The organism is Weizmannia agrestimuris (assembly GCF_943193165.1).
Taxonomy (GTDB): domain Bacteria; phylum Bacillota; class Bacilli; order Bacillales; family Bacillaceae_C; genus Weizmannia; species Weizmannia faecalis.
Map to the genome: position 1 here is coordinate 89,203 of NZ_CALPDC010000005.1, position 17,196 is coordinate 106,398.

Here is a 17,196-nt window from a genome sequence, read left to right on the forward strand (position 1 = left end):
GCTGAACATGCCAAACCTTTTTAATTGTATTGCCGGTATACGTATGGATCTTTCGGCTCGCTGCTTTTATGGTAACTTGTTACTTTTAAATACGGGATATTCTCTTTAAACGGCGTATAGTACGTCGTATCCAGTTTTCCTTCAACCTCAATCCATGTATTTTCTTTCACGTTTGCCATATTGTCCGGAAAATCAACGAGCATCCCGTATACGCCGGCATCGGCAATGCAGTGGATAATGCCGAACCGGAGCACAAACAGCTGATTCGCTTTAATATCATCCGTCCGGTAGACAAACCCTTTAATCGCCACTTTTTTGCCGATAAAATTCCCCGGATAATTATAAATCGTTTCAAGCCCGTGGAAATAATGGTCATCATCGAGGACGATGCTTTGCAATTTACTGTACTTTTTCAAATCCGAACTTTCCATTTCTGTATACTGGTCCTTATCATAGTAAAGGCTGGAATTCGGCCGTAAAATCTGGTGATTGGCATATTGGTCCTTGTCATTGTCAATCATCGAAAAGTGGAAGCCCTTTGCTTTGACAACGGTGGAATTCAAGGTGGCCACCGGAAGAAAAATGCCCGTTACAACCGGGATTAAAATCATACCGTACGTAAACATTTTTTTGTACCATGTATTTTCATCCGTTTCATGCGAATGGCCGTGGTGGGCGGCGTGATGATGGTCATGCGCCTCGTTTCCCGCCCTGACCCATTTCACGAGCTGGTACAAACATAAAAAACCCATCGCAAAAATCATGGAAAACGACAAATACGCATACTTCATATTAATATATTTGCTAATATCTCCTGTCGCGTGCAGCTTCATAAAAAAATACGCGAAGCCGAACAAAACGATAAATCGCAACATTTTAAACACCTTCTATATCAAGAATGCACCCGTAAACACAAAAACAATAATCAGCCCAATCATCGAAAAGACAAATTTTCTTTTAAAGGAATGCATCATCATGAGCAGATTTTTTATATCCACCATCGCGCCAAATACTAAAAACGCAAGGATGGCCGACGTCCCGAACATCCCGTTGAAAGACGAAGCAATGAAGGCATCCGCCTCGGAACAGATCGACATAATAAAAGCAAGCAGCATCATAATCAGAATCGCCGCCATTTTTGTCTGCCCGAGCGACAGCAGCGTGCTCGTCCGGAAGAAGGTCTGCATTGCGGCAGAAATCAGGCCGCCAAACACGAGAAACTTCCCGACGGAAAAAAACTCATCAATCGCATGGTCGATCGTACCGGTGATTTTTTGCAGAAAATTCGGTTTATCATGTGCTTCGTGGTCATGCCCGTGGTGGTGCAATTTGGCCTCCACAAATTCGCGAAGCTGGTTTTCGGAAAAAAAATATGAAATCGCAATCGCGGTTAAAACAGCAGTAAAAATCGCCAGTCCGCAGCGAAGCAGTGCCATTTTCCAGGAATCGCCAAACGCGACAAACGTAGAAAAAATGACAACCGGGTTGATAATCGGCCCCGTCAGCATAAAAGCGATGGCGGCAGAAAGCGGGACATTTTTCCGGACAAGCCTTTCCGTAATCGGGACAATGCCGCATTCACAGGCTGGAAAAAGCGCGCCCATCCCGGTGCCGAACGCAATGGATAAAAAGCGGTTTTTCGGCATAACTTTTGCAATCATTTCCTCAGTGACAAACATCTGGATCACCGCTGAAATGAACACACCCAGCACAATAAAAGGCAACGCCTCGATGATAATGCTGATAAAAATGGTATTCATTTGCAATAAGGACTGGACCATAACGGCATATCGCACTCCTTTTTCTATCACACTCACAAAAAACTCTCCCAATAAGGATACTATAAGTCTTCATTGGCGTAAATGAAGAAAACCAGGAAATGGCGGGTAAGCAGGGAAACGATGGAAAAAAATGATTTCCAATTTGATGAAATCGATGCGATTCTATTACTTTTCGGATCGGACTGTGTTATGATAGTGTCAAATGAACTAGTATTGAGAACGTGAAGGGAATGAAGCAATTGCCGGTATCTATATTTGACTTTGGGTTGGTTGTTTCTGCCGGAGCTTTTGTTGCGCTGCTTAAGATCATTATGATCGATATCATTTTATCGGGCGACAATGCGGTTGTGATCGCCATGGCAACCCGGAAACTGCAGCGCGAACAACAAAACAAAGCGATTTTCTGGGGGACAGCCGGTGCGGTGATTTTAAGAATTCTGCTGGCAATGGCAATCGTTGCTTTGCTGAAAATTCCTTATGTAAATGTCATTGGCGGGCTTTTGCTTCTATGGATCGCATATAAAGTGCTCGGCGGCGGAGATGAAAATGTCCATGTAAAGGCAAAAAATGGGCTGCTGGTTTCGATTGGTACGATTATTATGGCGGATGCAATTATGAGCCTTGACAATGTGGTGGCGCTGGCCGGTGCTTCAAACGGGCATATCGGCATGATTGCGCTCGGCGTTGCCATCAGTATTCCGGTCATGATCTTCGGTTCAAAGATGATTGTAAAAGCGATGAACCGTTACAGCTGGATTGCCTATGTCGGGTCCGGCATCCTCGCCTGGACGGCAGCAGAAATGCTCTTTAAAGATGAACAAATCCTGAAATGGCTGAATATCTCACACGGGCCGGTAACGTATACGATCGGCGGCATACTTACGGTTTTGGTGTTGTTCCTTGGTTGGCTTTCGAACCGTCGGGCGGCGGTAAAGCAGGTTAAGCAAGTAAAACGGGATATAAAAAAGGATGTAAAGCAGGATGTGCAGCAGCGTGTCCATATCCATTAATGGCGAGCGCATGCGCCGTTCCCATTAAAAGAACCCGGGCTAGGTTGGCCCGGGTTCTTTTTAGCGGTGGAACAAAATCAGTTTTCCTTCAGGCGATACGCAACGGTGCGTTTTCTCATCGACGCCTTTTTCTTTTAAAAGCGCCTCCCCTTTTTTCTTCGCTTCCGTATCATCCTGTGCTTCAAAACCTTCATCGAGAATCTTTTCTCCTGTCGGTTCAAAGGCAGTCAGTTTATAGTCGCGCATGTTTTCACTCCCCTTTGAATTGCGGCGCCCGCTTCTCTACAAAAGCGCGGATGCCTTCCTTGTGGTCTTTCGTCTGGCGCATTTTCCACTGTGCATGTTTTTCCAGTTCCAATGATTTATTGAAATCAGGGCGGTTCAGTTCCGTATAGATTTTTTTCGTTTTGATCATCGCGAGGACCGGTTTTTTCTGCCATTCTGTAATTTTTTGGTCAACGGCAAGCGCAAGATCGGGCACCGCTTCATCGATAATGCCCGTTTCGGCTGCCTCTTCAGCGGACATGACTTTTCCTTCCCAAATCACTTTTTTCGCCTTTTCCTGGCCGATCCGGCGCTGCAGCAAATAGTGGCCGCCACCGTCCGGCACAAGGCCGATCCCGATGAAGTTCATCGCGATTTTACTGTCCAAATCACTGATAATGGTATCACAGGCTAGGGCAAGGCTTAAGCCCAATCCTGCAGCAGCCCCATTAATCGCCGCAATGGTGAGTTTCGGCATGCCCACAAGAATGGAAACGGCTTCATTTATTTGGTTCATAAAAGAGGTGAACCCTTTCTCTTCCTCCATCGCCAGCATGGCTTTAATGTCCCCGCCTGCGGAGAATGCTTTGCCGTTTCCGGACAAGACGAGAATGTGAATGTCATCCTTCATCGCAATCGCTTTCAACGTGTCCGCCAGTTCCTTAATCATCTCCAAGTTCAGCGCATTCATTGCGTCCGGGCGGTTGAAATACAAATAGGCTGCCCCGTCTTTTTCCTCCACTTTGATCGTCTCATATGTTGAAATCACCGAGATCCCTCTCCCTTTGTTTTATTCTTCCTATTACTAGGATAGCGAAATATTCGGCAATTTCCAATACAAAATGACAGCTTTTTTAAAAATTCATCAAAAAAAAGAGGCTGCCGCCTAAAGCAAACAGCCCCTTCCATCCTTATTTCAGCAGTTTCATTTTTTTCAAAAAGTCGATCGGCTGCTGTTTCCGGAAATGCTCTTTTACCATATAAGACACCCCGTTTTCATTGTTAGAACGGGTCACCCAGTCTGACGCGTTTTTGACAGCGGGATGCGCATTTCCCATCGCAACGCCGAGCCCAGCCCACTCGACAAGCGGGAGATCATCAAGGCCCGAACCGATTACGACCACTTCCTCACGACGGATGTTCATCCGGTCGCATACATATAAAAGCCCGCGAAGCTTGGAAATACCAGCCGGCACAATATCCAGCTTCCCGTTTCCGCAAAAAATACAATCCACTTCATGGAACATATTGGCAATCGCTTTTTTAGCTGCCTGAATGTCCTCTCCGTCAGAAAAAATCACTTCGATTTTGGGCGGGGAAAGCGGCGTTTGTTCCAGTTTTGCCGATAAATCGTCCACATATTGTTCTGCATAAGAAAACGGATTGGACGTTTGATAAATGACTTTTCCCATCAACTTATTCGGATGCTTCACTCTGTTAGACAATGTAAACCGCTCGGAAACAAGGCGGATTTGGGCGTGAAACCCTTCCAAAAAGCGCACAAGGTCACGGGTGGCCTCTTCGCTGATCCTTCTGACAAAAATCGGTTTATCCAGTTCACTGGCAATATAAGCGCCCTGGTGCGTGATTAAGGAAGAATGCAGCTTCAGCCATTTGGCAATCCGGTGGGCCGAAGCGAAATTTTTTGACGTAATGAGCGTCACCGCAATGCCTTTTGCACCTGCATATTCGATTGCTTCTTTCGTTGTTTTGCCGAGCCGGCCGTTATCCTGCAGCAATGTTCCCTCAATATTTAACGCCAGCATTTTATAGATCATGGATGCTCCCCCTCTTCATGATGCTCCCGGCTGCCGGGCTGATTTCTCACACAGCCTGCTTTCTTTTACAGATGTATGAGAAAAAAGGGGGAAATAGAACTTTCCGGCTCCATTCTTCTATTTTCCGGCGTACAAATCTTCGACAGGCCTCATCAGCACCTGGTTGATTTCGCTGAGCAGATCGCTTAGCCGCTGTTCAGCGCCGATCAACTGCATAATGGCGGGATTTGACTGGACCGCTTGCATGGCAGCCTGCGCCTGTTTTTCATCTTCTTCTGTAACCGGAAGCCCCTGCATTTGTTTATCTTGCAAATTGAGTTGAAGCTGCCTGAAACGGTCAAACAATGCTCTCGCCTGGCCGTTTGACCGAACATTTTCGTACGCCTGCTTCAATGCAGCAAATTCATGGCTTTCCCGAATTCCTTTTTCAAGCATACGCGCGTACTCATTTAAATGGGATGGCATATAACTCCTCCTTATCAAATTTTATTCGTCACGGATGGTTTCACGGTTTTGACGCGTTACACAAGCAGCGGCCGGGCCGCCTGAAACCTGTCACAGAAATGCCGGAATACATAGGTTTCCTGTTTTCTCTTTCCTGCACGAAAAGCAGGATCAGGCCGGCCTTATGCCAACAATGCGCCGGAGCTTGCTTCCTTTATACAAGCAGCACGATCACCCCCTGAACGATCCCAATCAGGCCGCCCAGTAACGCGCCAAGATACGTAATCATTGAAAATTCGCGGGCGGTAATGCCAAGAATCAGACTTTCCAGGCGCTCAATCGGAAAAGATTCCACTTCCTGGCGCACAAGATCCGCTACCTGCAGCTTCCGGATGATCAAATGCACGTTTTCGCTAATAAGGTGCAGCGCTTTTTCCGCCAATACAGGGATCCATTCTTCTTCAATTTTATTCCGGTACCGGGCAACAAATGCCTGGACGGGTGTGTCCAAAAAACGTTCGACAGGGAGGAGAGACAATACATTTTTCTCCAGCCATCCGCTTATTTCTTCATCCGGCAAATCCGGCAAAAGTTCCCCGGCCTGTTTTGCTTTCAGGCCGTTCCATTCCCTTTCCAGCATTTCCGCCATGGTTGCTTTCATTCCAGGTTCCTGGAGCGCCCGGATGATCTCAGGCTGAATTTTATCGGCAATCGAAGTATTTCCGATAAAACGTTTCACCATCGCGCCGATCATGCCGCGGTCATCGAGAAAATGGCTAATCATCCCTTCAATTTTCGTGCGGCCTGCAGGGCTCGAAATGTATTCACTAATCCTTGCAATGATCAAATCCGCCAAAACAGGGATTTTTTCTTCGGCTTTTTTGATCACGGCTTCGGGCAGCAGTGCTTCAAGCGTTTGAGGTGCGATATGTTGTTTTGCCTGCCCGTAACGGGTGCGGATGAATGCTTTGATCCCGGTTTGCACACGCTCCGCCGACAAATCCACTTTAAAAAAACGAGCCATTTGCGGGGCTGTCCAACTCATCTCCAGCCATTTCAAAAAAGTATCCGTCATCCATCGGGCCGTCTCTTTCCGAAACCCGGGCGACAACAGCTTTTTTTCGATGCTTTCCGGGGTGACCAGATGACGCACCACCATTTCGCCGAGCTGTTTCGCAATTTCTTCGCGCCTTTTCGGAATCAACCCGGGCGTGAACGGAAGCCGCCAATTTTTAATATAAATCGCCTCATACGGCCGAAACAGCATTTTAATGGCCAGATAATTTGTGAATCCGCCGATCACTGCCCCCACGACAGTCATAAACAAAATTTCCAAAAATGCATGCATACACAATCATCCCTCATTGTTTTCGTTGTGAAATTTTTTCCAAAGAAGCACGGGAAGTTTCCAGCCCGCTATGCGGACACAACCGTTGATTTTGGTTCTATGCTGCGGAAAACCGCAAACTTAATGAAAAAATACCCTTTTTTGCGGCCGGGTATTTCTAAAATCAGCTATTTTTTTTGAACCGATTTTCTGTACTAATCATAAGATATCAGCAAAAGCCCAATAAAGTCAAAAATGGACCGTGTTCGTGCCCGTGTTTTCAGGAGGAAGGGAGGGAACGGATTGGCATCAACCATTGCATTCCGGCATGATGATGAAACGAAAGGCGCGGCGGCGGAAATTCCACGGGCGCTCCTTTCCTTTTTGCACATTTCAAACGGCGAGCTCACCATCCGGTTCGGGGGAAAAACAGCCACGGCAAAAGTAGAAACCGATGCATCCGGCAAAACGGTGATGATGCTCTCTGCGGATGGTTACAAACATCTGAAGCTCCCTGTTCCGCCCGCACGGATGAGAGCCTTCTGCCGGCAGGGAGCGCTTGAACTTGGCCCGGTAATTGCCGTCCTAACAGAACTCACTGGAAGTGCCCCTTCCGAAAACATTCGGCCATTTTGCGAAGAACTGCACAACCTGCTCGAAAAAGAAGGCGGCTACCTTTTTGTAGAAGGCTTGGATTCCCGTGCCGGTACCGGCTGCACGTTTTCCGACGACCGTTGGAAAACAAGGGAAGTGCCGGAACCGGACATCGTCTATAACCGCATTCACTCCAGGCTGGCTGAAAAAAGCCGTCAGTTTGAGAAAAAAACAGCGGCGTACAAAGAAAAGGGAATCGATTTTTTTAACGCCAAGTATTTAACAAAAATGGAAGTTTACGAATGCCTTTATGCAAACCGATTTTTGCGGCCGTATTTACCGGAAACTTGCCGGTACGGGCCAGCGTGCCTTGCGGAAAAACTTGAGGCATCAAGCGTCCTGTATGTCAAGCCCGAAAACGGAAGCCAGGGGCGCGGCATCATCCGGATTGAAAAAAAAGAAGGCCGGTTCCTCCTTGACCATAATACGCACAAGGAAAACAGTTTGCCGGAAGTTGCGGAAAATGTGGAAGACACCGTTAAAAAAATGGACCAACTCACCGGAAACCTTCCGTATATCCTTCAACAAGGCATTCCATTGCTTTCGGCAGATGGAAGGCAAACCGATTTCCGGTTTCTTGTCTGGAGAACCGGCGCAAAAAACGATTGGCAGATCGCGTCATCCCTCGCAAGAACAGCGGCAGATGATGCGATTGTATCAAACCTCTCACAAGGAGGGCTTCCGGCAAAACCGGCGCCGCTGATCTTCCATCATTTCGGAAAGGAAAAAGGCCGGCTTGCGCTGGAACTCATGCACGAGCTGGCGGAAGCCGCCGCCATCACGCTCTGTTCTGCCGGAAACGGGCATTTTGCGGAATTCGGGATCGATATAGGCGTGGACCGGGAAGGAAAACCGTGGGTAATTGAAGCAAACGTTAAGCCGTCTAAGGCCGCGTTTGGCGTATCCCGCGGCGGCATCCGCCCATCCGTAAAAGCACTTTACCGTTACGGTTTATTTCTATGGACTGAAAGGGGAATGGAACATGCCGGATAAATTAGGCATTCTAACGCTGGATCCTGCTTCCCGGCAGGAATATTTTGACCAAATGGCACATGAATCAAAAAAATACGGGACCGATCTTTATTCATTCTCCCCCCTTGATTTACTGCCCGGCACGCAGAAAGCAAAAGGACTCCATTTTGACACTGCAAGCGGCATATGGAAAGAAGAAGTTTTCCAAATTCCGGAATTCCTTTATGACCGCTGCTTTTACGGTGAAGACCAGCCATCAAAAGATGCCAAAAAAATTGTCGCATGGCTGAAAGAACGGAAAGACCTTACCTTTCTCGGATACGGGCTGCCGAATAAAACCATGATTTATGACCGCCTGAAGGAAATTCCGGAGATCTCTCCGTATTTGCCGGAGACAGTAAAGGCGGACAGCACAGGAACGGTTTTGCGAGAGCTGAACAAATACCTCTCCATTATTTTAAAACCGACAAACGGTGCGCATGGATATGCAGTGTACTCCCTCGAAAAGAGAACGGGCGGCCTGCTTGTAAGTACGACGAAAAACGGCAGTCTTATATCGCGGAACTTCGACCGTTTGGATCCATTTCAAGCGTGGCTCAACACGCTGCTTGGAAAGCATGATTTTCTCATTCAGGCAAGGATTGACAATATGGACCGGAAAAACCGGCCTTTTGATCTGCGCATCTTTTTGCAAAAAGACAGCCGCGGCGAGTGGCAGGAAGTGGCGCGGGGCATCCGTACCGGCATGGAAAACGGCATTCTAACCAATTTGAGCGCAGGGGCAAGCCTCTCAACATACGAGAACTGGCAACGCGAAACGCCGCATTTTAATCACGTTTATATCAGCCAGGAAATCTCTGACATCATCAGCACCTTGCCGGCTGTTTTAGAAGAAACTTTTCAACCGCTGTTTGAGCTGGGGATCGATCTGCTCATTGCGGGAGACCAATCGATCTGGATACTCGACATCAATTCGAAACCGGGCAGGAAAATGGTCAGCCTTCTCCATCCGGAAAAAACCGGGCAAATGGCTGAAGCCCCGCTTGCCTATTGCCGGCATTTACAGGAAACCGAAAGCCGTGCGCGGGCAAATATCGAAACTGTATAGCACGAAGCTGAAAATGAAACGAGGTGTTTTGCAAATGGCCCAAAAATATAAAATCGAGTTTTTTGAGGCATCCGACCCGATCCTGTACACGCCGCAAAGCCTTCCGATACTTGAACACACCGGCAAAGTGGCATTCGGCTCTAAAATCGCTGCCGCAAAAATCGAACCGCATCCAAATGGCCGCAATGTTTTTTCCGTCTCAAGCGCACTTGCCGGTGAGCTAAGAATGCCCGCCTTTTTAACGGTTCTTCACTGTTTCCAAAACAGCGATATCCTGATGCTCGGCCCGCTTGTCGGCATTTTTACGGCCGGCTTCACCCCTTTTGAAAACCGGCCGGCCGGCACAAGGTCGGCGTGGTTTGCAAAACTTCTTTCCGCCCAGCCGGACGCCGGTGTTGTGCCGTTTTTATTCGGCGAACAGCATATAGATTGGGAACAGGGTGTGATCACCGGCTACTTTTACGGGAGAGCGGGCTGGGAAAAACAGGAAGTTCCATTTCCCAATGCCATTTACGACCGGCTCCCGAACCGGAAGAGTGAAAAACTTGTAAATGCGCAGAAAATTAAAGAAAAATTGGAAAATGAATATTTCATTCCATGGTACAATCCCGGTTTTTTCAACAAACTAGAAATTAACGAGCGGCTGTTTCAAGATCCGGATGTGCGCCCATATTTGCCGGAAACAAACCCGCTCACCTCTTTTCATCAAATTGAACGGATGCTGTCTGACTACGGGATGGTCTATATCAAACCGGTGAATGGCAGCCTTGGCCTCGGCGTCCATCAAATCCTTTACCACCATGCTTCCGGTGCGTATTATTGCCGGTACCGGGACACTGGCAACCGATTGTTAAAATTCAGCAGCCTTGAAAACTTAATGAACCGTGTTTTTTCCAAAAAGCAATGGAACCGGCTGCTTGTCCAGCAGGGCATTTTTCTCGTAACAGACGGAGGGCGGCCGGTTGATTTCCGGGTCCATACCAATAAAGACGGGGATGGAAACTGGGTCGTTACAGCAATCGCGGCAAAAGTGGCCGGCCCGGGAAGCCCGACAACGCATGTGAGAAGCGGCGGATTAATTAAAACACTTCCCGAGCTTACGGAAAACCCGGAACAACAGGAGATGTACCGGCATGCACTGGAAACAGCCGCCCTCAAACTTTCCCGTGCCATCGATGAACATGTCGAAGGAATCATTGGAGAAATCGGGTTTGACCTCGGCATCAGTACGGACGGAAAAGTATGGCTGTTTGAAGCCAATTCAAAGCCCGGGCGCTCCATTTTCAACCATCCGTTCATGAAGGCGTGCGATTTATTGACGCGCAAAATGAGCTTATCATTTGCCGTTTATTTGACGGAACGGCAGGTGCAGTCACCAGGGGAAATGTTCCCATGACCGTCATCTGGTTTGACCGCAAGGAAAAAATGTTTAAGCGCACTACCCCGTCCCCGCTTTTTTGGGGAAAAGAAGCGGAACTGATTCCTTTCTCCGCGAAACCCGGTGAGGAAACGCCTCACCGCCTGATGTTAAAAGGAGCATCGGCCGGCCCCCTTATCGGGATACTTATCAGTAAATCAAAGAAAGCCATCAGCGGAGATCGTGATTTTTTTATCGCCATTCAACAAGCATTGCAGGAAAAACAGGGCGGTCTGTCTTTTTTATTCAGCCTTGCCGATATTTCAGCACATATTACCGGTGTGTTTTGGGATATAAAACAAGAAAAATGGCACAGGGCAATGTTCCCGCTTCCGGACGTGGTTTATAACCGGATCCGGAAGCGGGAGGAAGAATCGGGCGAAGATTTCCACCGCTTCACCACGCTTCTCCGGCAAAAAAGGATTCCTTTTTTCAACCCGCATTTTTTAAATAAATATGATGTGTACGAAAAATTGAAGCAGGACCCGGCGATTGCTGGTTTTCTTCCGGAAACGGCGCTTATTTCTGATGAAGACAGCTTGCACGCTTTTTTATTGACGCACAAGGATGTCTATATCAAGCCCGCCGCCCGTTCGCAAGGATACGGCATCCGCCGCATTGTAGAGGGACCCTGTGAGACATGGACATTTTACACGCCCCAATCCGCCCGCTTGCCCGCCAGCTTTTCGGATGTGTGGCAGGAGATTGGCCTGCTTGCGGAAAAAGAAACGTACATTGTCCAAGAAACCGTGCCAACATTATTGCTTGATGGTCGGAAATATGACTACCGTGTCCACGTCCATTACGACGGAACAGGTTACCGGGTTACCGGCATCGGCGTGCGGGTTGCCCGCCCCGGCGGCATGACAACCCATACGGCAAAGGGCGGGGAAACGCTGGTGCTATCTTCCCGGGAAAAAACGGAGATTGAAAAAAAGCTTGCACCGCTCATTTCAGCATGCGGCAATGCTTTAGCGGAATCATACGGCTTTTTCGGGGAATTTACCGCTGACATCGCACCCGGCAATGAAGACAGCTTTTATTTGTTTGAACTGAATGCGAAACCAATGTCCTTTGATGAACCTGAAATTGAAACAGCAAAAACCCAGAAACTTGCCGATTTGTTTTATGCCGTTACCGGATTTTTGGCAAAATGATTCCCTCCCTTTAAAAAAATTGAGTAAAATAGACTATATCCAATGAAAAACTGAGGGGTCCAAACATGCTGGAAAGATTAAAAACGAGGTATCCAAATGCTTGCATTGCAAATGAACCGATTGCGGCGAAACCTTTGTTGTGGTTTTGGATGGAAGAAGAAAAAAAGTATTTCGGGATTGATCCGGTCGAATTGACACCGGAAGAAACGCTGCTGTTAAAGACATTATTCCCAAAATTTCAAGAAAATACTGCCGGCACGACGAGCGAAGCATCCAAATGGTATGACTACCTGTTTTTGCCGGATGCCGATGCCCCTGTCCATGACGGCGTATATCGCGTTACACAATTTGCGCTGGCAAAAGCAGGGTCGGATGTATCCGGCGTTCAGGAAGCTATCAAAAACATGTTTGTGCCTGATGTCTTGGTGATTGTGACCAATCAGCTGGAAGGCATTGTGATTGAAGAAAAAAGTGAAACAATTGCAACCAAAGACGATCTGACGGCATCCCTCCGTGCGTTTGAAGGGGATTTCTACACCCCTGTTTTGCTGTATTTAGGCGAATTTCAGGAAATGGCAGCATTAAAGCACCACTTCTCATTCGAACGCCGGCTTTTCGAATTTGCCAAAAGCCGCCGGAAAACGTCCGCTTTGTTCACGGTTCATTCCCTGCTTCCCCTTTATTTGCTGTCTAATTTGCCTGAAAGTGAAAAGGGCCTGCTCTTTCAATCCCTGCACGGGCTGTTTGAAGAAGACCGGGAAATGGGGCAAACGATCAAACGGTATCTTGAAAATTTTGCGAATGCCAGCCTGACGGCAAAACAATTATTCATCCACCGCAATTCCTTGCAGTACCGGATTGAAAAATTCGAAGAAAAAACGGGTTTGAATTTAAAACATTTTACAGATGCGATCTTTGCGTATTTCGCCTGTCTCGAAACCTTTGGCGGCTAACCCTTCCGATAAGTCTTACGTGATCTGCCTTGAGATGGAATAGGCCTATTTTACAAAAAATGGTTGTATCAAGAGTGGCATGCCGGCATCAGCTCCCATGTTGTAATGAATGCGGCAACCAGAAGAATGGAAAACGAGCTGCTTTTACATTGCCAGGATCCCGGCTCTCTCATTTCACTGCGTCAACCGGGAAAATCGTGTGGGCAGAGTGCCGAAAATCGCCCTGAATTTTTTGTGCATCCTGACGTTCCCATTATGAAATGGTTTTCTTTATAATAAAGACAACTTATAACGGGGGAGGATTTTACGATGACAGAACTTGCGCTTGAGCATATTTATAAGATTTACGACAATAATGTAACCGCTGTATCCGATTTTAATCTACATATTAATGACAAGGAATTCATTGTATTTGTCGGTCCTTCCGGCTGCGGGAAATCGACGACGCTCAGGATGATTGCCGGGCTTGAAGAAATTTCAAAAGGCGATTTATACATGGATGGCAAACGGGTGAACGATGTCGCGCCGAAAGATCGTGATATCGCGATGGTATTCCAGAACTACGCGCTTTATCCGCATATGACGGTATACGACAATATGGCATTCGGGCTGAAACTCCGCAAAGTGCCGAAAGCGGAAATTGACAAGCGGGTACAGGAAGCCGCAAAAATTCTTGGCCTTGAAGAATATTTAAAACGGAAACCAAAAGCTTTATCAGGCGGACAAAGGCAACGGGTTGCCCTCGGCCGCGCGATTGTACGGGATGCAAAAGTCTTCCTCATGGACGAACCTTTATCAAATCTGGACGCAAAATTGCGGGTGCAAATGCGGGCCGAAATTGCCCGGCTTCACCAGCGTTTGCAAACGACGACCATTTATGTGACGCATGACCAGACGGAAGCAATGACGATGGCTTCGAGGATTGTCGTCATGAAAGATGGTGTCATCCAGCAAGTCGGAACGCCGCGTGAAGTATACGACTCACCTGCTAACCTGTTCGTCGCCGGTTTTATCGGCTCACCAGCGATGAACTTCTTCCGCGGTAAACTGGATAACGGCAAATTCCACTTAAACGAATCGGTTCAGATTGATGTGCCGGAAGGAAAAATGAAACACTTGAAAAGCCATATCGGGAAAGATGTCATCCTCGGCGTCCGCCCCGAAGACATCCACGATGAACCTGTTTTCATTGAGACAATGCCGGGCGCTACCATCAAAGCCACGATTGATGTTTCCGAACTTCATGGCGCTGAAACAATGCTTTATTCCAGAATCAACGGGCAAGAGTTTATCTCCCGCATCGATTCCAGGACGGTTGTCAAACCGGGTGACGAAATTACGCTCGGGCTTGATATGAACAAAGCCCATTTCTTTGATGCTGAAACAGAATTAAGGATTGGGTGAATAGAAATGCCGGCTGCTGGTTGCAGCCGGCATTTTTTCACTGCAAAAATCACCAGCGATTACCATCCAGGAACCAGTATAATTAAAATTTTTTCCTCCATAATACGTAGTACATCGATCAAATTCCGCTGGGTTCAACCAAGAAGGTGGCGGGGAATTCCCCGCTTGCTGGTGCAATTCCAGCCGACCCAACCAAAAACTTACAACGAGGAGATGACACAGATGGCAAACAACAGCAATTCAAACCAATTGTTAGTTTCCGGTGCTGAGCAGGCTCTCGACCAAATGAAATACGAAATTGCACAAGAATTCGGCGTAAACCTCGGCGCAGATACGACATCCCGCGCGAACGGATCTGTCGGGGGAGAAATTACAAAACGCCTTGTGCAAATGGCTGAACAACAACTTGGTGGTACTTTCCATTCGTAATAAAACAAACCAATAAAATGGCTGAAAAAAAGGGGGGCAATCGCCTCCCTTTTTTTCAGTGATTTAAATTGACCATTTTTTCCGGCACAATCCACTCCTCATATTGTTCTTCGGTTACATAACCTGTTTTAATGGCGGCTTCTTTCAGCGTCGTACCTTCCTTGAAAGCAAGTTTCGCGATTTGGGCCGCTTTTTCATAACCGATATGCGGATTTAAGGCCGTCACCAGCATGAGGGAACGATTGACATTTTCCCGGATCGTTTCTACATTCGGTTCGATGCCGCGCACGCATCTTTCACCAAATGACTTCATCGCATCGCCGAGCAGATGGACGGACTGCAGGAAGTTGTATATAATTACCGGTTTAAATACATTTAATTCAAAGTTGCCCTGGCTCGCGGCAAACCCGATTGCGGCATCATTCCCGAATACTTGGACCGCTACCATCGTCAACGCTTCGCACTGGGTCGGGTTGACTTTGCCAGGCATAATCGAGCTGCCCGGTTCATTGGCCGGGATCGTAATCTCACCGATTCCGCTTCTCGGCCCGCTTGCAAGCCATCTGACATCATTGGCCATTTTCATTAAATCTGCAGCAAGGCCTTTTAATGCCCCGTGGACATGAACGATTTCGTCATGGCTTGTGAGCGCATGGAATTTGTTATCAGAAGAAACAAACGGGTAGCCGGTCTGTTTTTCCAGTTCTTCCGCAACTTTATCACCGAAAGTCGGGTCCGCATTAATGCCGGTACCAACAGCCGTGCCGCCGATCGCCAGGTTCAAAATATGTTTTGCACTTTCTTTGATCATGCGTTCGCTTTTTTCCAGCATGGCACGCCAGCCGCTGATTTCCTGGCCGAGAGTAAGCGGGGTTGCATCCTGCAAATGCGTGCGCCCGATTTTGATGATTTTCATGTATGCTTTTTCTTTTTCAAGCAGCGTTTCTTTCAGCTGTTCCAGCGGCGGCAACAGCCTTGTCTGTAGTTCATGGTAGGCGGCAATATGCATTGCAGTCGGGAACGTATCGTTCGAGCTTTGCGACATATTCACATCATCGTTCGGATGGACGTGTTCAGCACTATTTTCTCCGGAAAGAATTTCGTTTGCCCTTCTTGCCACCACCTCATTCACATTCATGTTTGACTGGGTGCCGCTGCCTGTTTGCCAGACAACAAGCGGAAAATGTTCATCAAATTTCCCGTCCAGCACTTCTTCACAAGCCTGGACAATGGCCTTCATTTTGGCATCCGATAATTTGCCGAGGCGATTGTTGCTGACGGCAGCCGCCTTTTTCAAATGGGCAAAAGCGCGGATCACTTCCATCGGCATTTTTTCCCCGCCGATCGGGAAGTTTTCCTTGCTGCGCTGCGTTTGTGCCCCCCAATATTTGTCCCGCGGCACTTTCATTTCTCCGAGTGTGTCTTTTTCAATTCGGTACTCCACTTTCTTCCCCTCCTGTATGTGCTTACAATTGAGTTTTGCAAAACGGTGGAAACGGTGGCAAGCCTAAAAAACTTGCCGGTATGTAGCTGCAAGTTTATTTTACTATAAATTCCCGCAAAGCAACACCTCAACGCTCGCGAGTCGCTGATCAATTCCTTTTTGAAAACAATTTTCAGGAATGAAACTTGCACCAAAAAAGCGGCATATCCGTTCACGAGCCGGCCAATGCCGTACATTTACCGTTTGCCGGTATCACAGTCCTGAAAAAATGCCTGCCACTCTCCGGATTTGCCGGATTGTAACAGACATCATTCCCCGCTAACGACCGCTTGAACGGCACCCCTGCTGACTCAGGCCGGCCGTTTTTTCAATGCATTGCGGGTCGCTACCGCCCTGAGCAGCCTGTTCGCAATGGTGTGCATTTATTTTATTTCATATATTCGCGAAATCAAAATAAAAATTCGGCAGCTTCAATACTTGTCCTGCTTTGTCTCCAGTTGCTGTTTTATTTTTTCCACTTCTGTCTGGCTCAGGCCGGTTTTTTCTACAATTAATTGAAGCTCCGTACCTGCCAGCAACATTTTGATGGCAATTGGAATCGTTTGTAACAATTCTTTTCTTTCTTCTTCCCTTCCTTCTTCTCTTCCCTTCTCTACTCCTATTTCAATTCCTTTCTTATACCCGCGATCAAAGTAAGAATTCGGCAGCTTTAATACTTGCTCTGCTTCGTCATAACTCGGGTTCAAGGCTTTTCCCCTTCTATCTGCCTTTTGATTTTCATGATCTCATCTTCACTCAAGCCGGATGCTTGGGCAATGACCTTCACATCCACTTGATTTTTCAACAAGTTAACAATAAATCTTCTTAACCTTTCTTCCCCTTCTTCCCTTCCTTCTTCTCTGCCTTCCTCTTTCCCCTTCTTATACCCGCGGTCAAAATAGGAATTCGGCAGCTTCAATACTTGCTCCGCTTCGTCCGGATCCAGCATTTTAATGTTTTCCATTACTTCCGCCTCCTCTTTTTCGTTCAATTTTAAATAATAATCAAAGAAACC

The 17,196-nt window shown here is 47.4% G+C and carries 17 protein-coding genes and 1 pseudogene; 8 read left to right on the top strand and 10 right to left on the bottom strand.

What is annotated here, in order from left to right; all coding sequences use genetic code 11:
• Nucleotides 1–20 precede the first annotated feature (20 nt).
• Both NFR98_RS04390 and NFR98_RS04395 read right to left on the bottom strand, forming a co-directional pair.
• Nucleotides 21–875: a TIGR03943 family putative permease subunit gene (locus NFR98_RS04390; RefSeq protein WP_017550232.1), complete on the bottom strand. Its 855-nt coding sequence runs from the start codon at nucleotides 873–875 to the stop codon at nucleotides 21–23.
• A gap of 12 nt (nucleotides 876–887) precedes the next feature.
• On the bottom strand, nucleotides 888–1,781 hold the full coding sequence (locus NFR98_RS04395; RefSeq protein ID WP_179234808.1) for a permease: 894 nt from the start codon (nucleotides 1,779–1,781) through the stop codon (nucleotides 888–890).
• 230 nt (nucleotides 1,782–2,011) lie between these two features.
• Here NFR98_RS04395 and NFR98_RS04400 point away from each other — a divergent pair, with 230 nt between their 5' ends.
• The gene (locus NFR98_RS04400) at nucleotides 2,012–2,791 is read left to right on the top strand and encodes a TerC family protein (RefSeq protein ID WP_104851297.1); all 780 of its coding nucleotides are present in this window, start codon (nucleotides 2,012–2,014) and stop codon (nucleotides 2,789–2,791) included.
• A gap of 60 nt (nucleotides 2,792–2,851) precedes the next feature.
• Here the strand turns inward: NFR98_RS04400 and NFR98_RS04405 are convergent, their stop codons facing one another.
• The 5 genes from NFR98_RS04405 to NFR98_RS04425 form a co-directional block, all read right to left on the bottom strand.
• Nucleotides 2,852–3,037, bottom strand: a complete 186-nt coding sequence (locus NFR98_RS04405; protein ID WP_014095804.1) for a YhzD family protein — start codon at nucleotides 3,035–3,037, stop codon at nucleotides 2,852–2,854.
• 4 nt (nucleotides 3,038–3,041) lie between these two features.
• Nucleotides 3,042–3,824, bottom strand: coding sequence for an enoyl-CoA hydratase (locus NFR98_RS04410; protein WP_046720966.1), 783 nt, complete (start codon nucleotides 3,822–3,824; stop codon nucleotides 3,042–3,044).
• A 142-nt stretch (nucleotides 3,825–3,966) separates the two neighbouring features.
• On the bottom strand, nucleotides 3,967–4,833 hold the full coding sequence (locus NFR98_RS04415; protein ID WP_026684713.1) for a Cof-type HAD-IIB family hydrolase: 867 nt from the start codon (nucleotides 4,831–4,833) through the stop codon (nucleotides 3,967–3,969).
• Nucleotides 4,834–4,950: 117 nt separating this feature from the next.
• A complete protein-coding gene (locus tag NFR98_RS04420) occupies nucleotides 4,951–5,298 on the bottom strand; it encodes a YlbF family regulator (protein WP_026684714.1) in 348 nt (115 codons plus the stop codon).
• Between the two features lie 193 nt (nucleotides 5,299–5,491).
• Nucleotides 5,492–6,625 (bottom strand): DUF445 domain-containing protein, encoded by a 1,134-nt coding sequence (locus NFR98_RS04425; protein ID WP_017550233.1) that lies wholly within the window; start codon nucleotides 6,623–6,625, stop codon nucleotides 5,492–5,494.
• A 282-nt stretch (nucleotides 6,626–6,907) separates the two neighbouring features.
• Between NFR98_RS04425 and NFR98_RS04430 the strand changes: the two genes are divergently transcribed.
• The 7 genes from NFR98_RS04430 to NFR98_RS04460 all read left to right on the top strand — a co-directional run bounded on the left by NFR98_RS04430 (nucleotide 6,908) and on the right by NFR98_RS04460 (nucleotide 14,698).
• Nucleotides 6,908–8,251, top strand: a complete 1,344-nt coding sequence (locus NFR98_RS04430) for a YheC/YheD family endospore coat-associated protein (RefSeq protein ID WP_035182110.1) — start codon at nucleotides 6,908–6,910, stop codon at nucleotides 8,249–8,251.
• Entirely contained in the window at nucleotides 8,241–9,338 is a 1,098-nt protein-coding gene (locus NFR98_RS04435) for a YheC/YheD family endospore coat-associated protein (RefSeq protein WP_251459770.1), read from the top strand. Before NFR98_RS04430 ends, NFR98_RS04435 begins: the two co-directional genes overlap by 11 nt.
• A gap of 34 nt (nucleotides 9,339–9,372) precedes the next feature.
• Nucleotides 9,373–10,734: a YheC/YheD family endospore coat-associated protein gene (locus tag NFR98_RS04440; RefSeq protein ID WP_251459771.1), complete on the top strand. Its 1,362-nt coding sequence runs from the start codon at nucleotides 9,373–9,375 to the stop codon at nucleotides 10,732–10,734.
• Nucleotides 10,731–11,912, top strand: coding sequence for a YheC/YheD family endospore coat-associated protein (locus NFR98_RS04445; RefSeq protein WP_014095812.1), 1,182 nt, complete (start codon nucleotides 10,731–10,733; stop codon nucleotides 11,910–11,912). Before NFR98_RS04440 ends, NFR98_RS04445 begins: the two co-directional genes overlap by 4 nt.
• Nucleotides 11,913–11,977: 65 nt before the next feature.
• The gene (locus NFR98_RS04450; RefSeq protein WP_014095813.1) at nucleotides 11,978–12,865 is read left to right on the top strand and encodes a helix-turn-helix domain-containing protein; all 888 of its coding nucleotides are present in this window, start codon (nucleotides 11,978–11,980) and stop codon (nucleotides 12,863–12,865) included.
• A gap of 309 nt (nucleotides 12,866–13,174) precedes the next feature.
• Entirely contained in the window at nucleotides 13,175–14,269 is a 1,095-nt protein-coding gene (locus tag NFR98_RS04455; RefSeq protein WP_014095814.1) for an ABC transporter ATP-binding protein, read from the top strand.
• A gap of 222 nt (nucleotides 14,270–14,491) precedes the next feature.
• Nucleotides 14,492–14,698 (top strand): alpha/beta-type small acid-soluble spore protein, encoded by a 207-nt coding sequence (locus NFR98_RS04460; RefSeq protein WP_014095815.1) that lies wholly within the window; start codon nucleotides 14,492–14,494, stop codon nucleotides 14,696–14,698.
• A gap of 55 nt (nucleotides 14,699–14,753) precedes the next feature.
• Here NFR98_RS04460 and fumC read toward each other — a convergent pair whose 3' ends face one another.
• From fumC to NFR98_RS04475, 3 genes and pseudogenes are all read right to left on the bottom strand, one after another.
• Nucleotides 14,754–16,142: a class II fumarate hydratase gene (gene fumC / locus NFR98_RS04465; protein WP_014095816.1), complete on the bottom strand. Its 1,389-nt coding sequence runs from the start codon at nucleotides 16,140–16,142 to the stop codon at nucleotides 14,754–14,756.
• Nucleotides 16,143–16,612: 470 nt separating this feature from the next.
• Nucleotides 16,613–16,888: a hypothetical protein gene (locus NFR98_RS04470; protein WP_014095817.1), complete on the bottom strand. Its 276-nt coding sequence runs from the start codon at nucleotides 16,886–16,888 to the stop codon at nucleotides 16,613–16,615.
• A pseudogene (locus NFR98_RS04475) lies at nucleotides 16,885–17,196 on the bottom strand (DUF4351 domain-containing protein); the annotation flags it as partial. The pseudogene NFR98_RS04475 and the gene NFR98_RS04470, both read right to left, overlap by 4 nt.

Bases quoted from the DNA above. Each gene is read 5' to 3' on its own strand.
- NFR98_RS04390 (WP_017550232.1), bottom strand. From the start codon at position 875: ATGTTGCGATTTATCGTTTTGTTCGGCTTCGCGTATTTTTTTATGAAG.
- NFR98_RS04395 (WP_179234808.1), bottom strand. From the start codon at position 1,781: ATGGTCCAGTCCTTATTGCAAATGAATACCATTTTTATCAGCATTATC.
- NFR98_RS04400 (WP_104851297.1), top strand. From the start codon at position 2,012: ATGAAGCAATTGCCGGTATCTATATTTGACTTTGGGTTGGTTGTTTCT.
- NFR98_RS04405 (WP_014095804.1), bottom strand. From the start codon at position 3,037: ATGCGCGACTATAAACTGACTGCCTTTGAACCGACAGGAGAAAAGATT.
- NFR98_RS04415 (WP_026684713.1), bottom strand. From the start codon at position 4,833: ATGATCTATAAAATGCTGGCGTTAAATATTGAGGGAACATTGCTGCAG.
- NFR98_RS04420 (WP_026684714.1), bottom strand. From the start codon at position 5,298: ATGCCATCCCATTTAAATGAGTACGCGCGTATGCTTGAAAAAGGAATT.
- NFR98_RS04425 (WP_017550233.1), bottom strand. From the start codon at position 6,625: ATGCATGCATTTTTGGAAATTTTGTTTATGACTGTCGTGGGGGCAGTG.
- NFR98_RS04435 (WP_251459770.1), top strand. From the start codon at position 8,241: ATGCCGGATAAATTAGGCATTCTAACGCTGGATCCTGCTTCCCGGCAG.
- NFR98_RS04440 (WP_251459771.1), top strand. From the start codon at position 9,373: ATGGCCCAAAAATATAAAATCGAGTTTTTTGAGGCATCCGACCCGATC.
- NFR98_RS04445 (WP_014095812.1), top strand. From the start codon at position 10,731: ATGACCGTCATCTGGTTTGACCGCAAGGAAAAAATGTTTAAGCGCACT.
- NFR98_RS04450 (WP_014095813.1), top strand. From the start codon at position 11,978: ATGCTGGAAAGATTAAAAACGAGGTATCCAAATGCTTGCATTGCAAAT.
- NFR98_RS04455 (WP_014095814.1), top strand. From the start codon at position 13,175: ATGACAGAACTTGCGCTTGAGCATATTTATAAGATTTACGACAATAAT.
- NFR98_RS04460 (WP_014095815.1), top strand. From the start codon at position 14,492: ATGGCAAACAACAGCAATTCAAACCAATTGTTAGTTTCCGGTGCTGAG.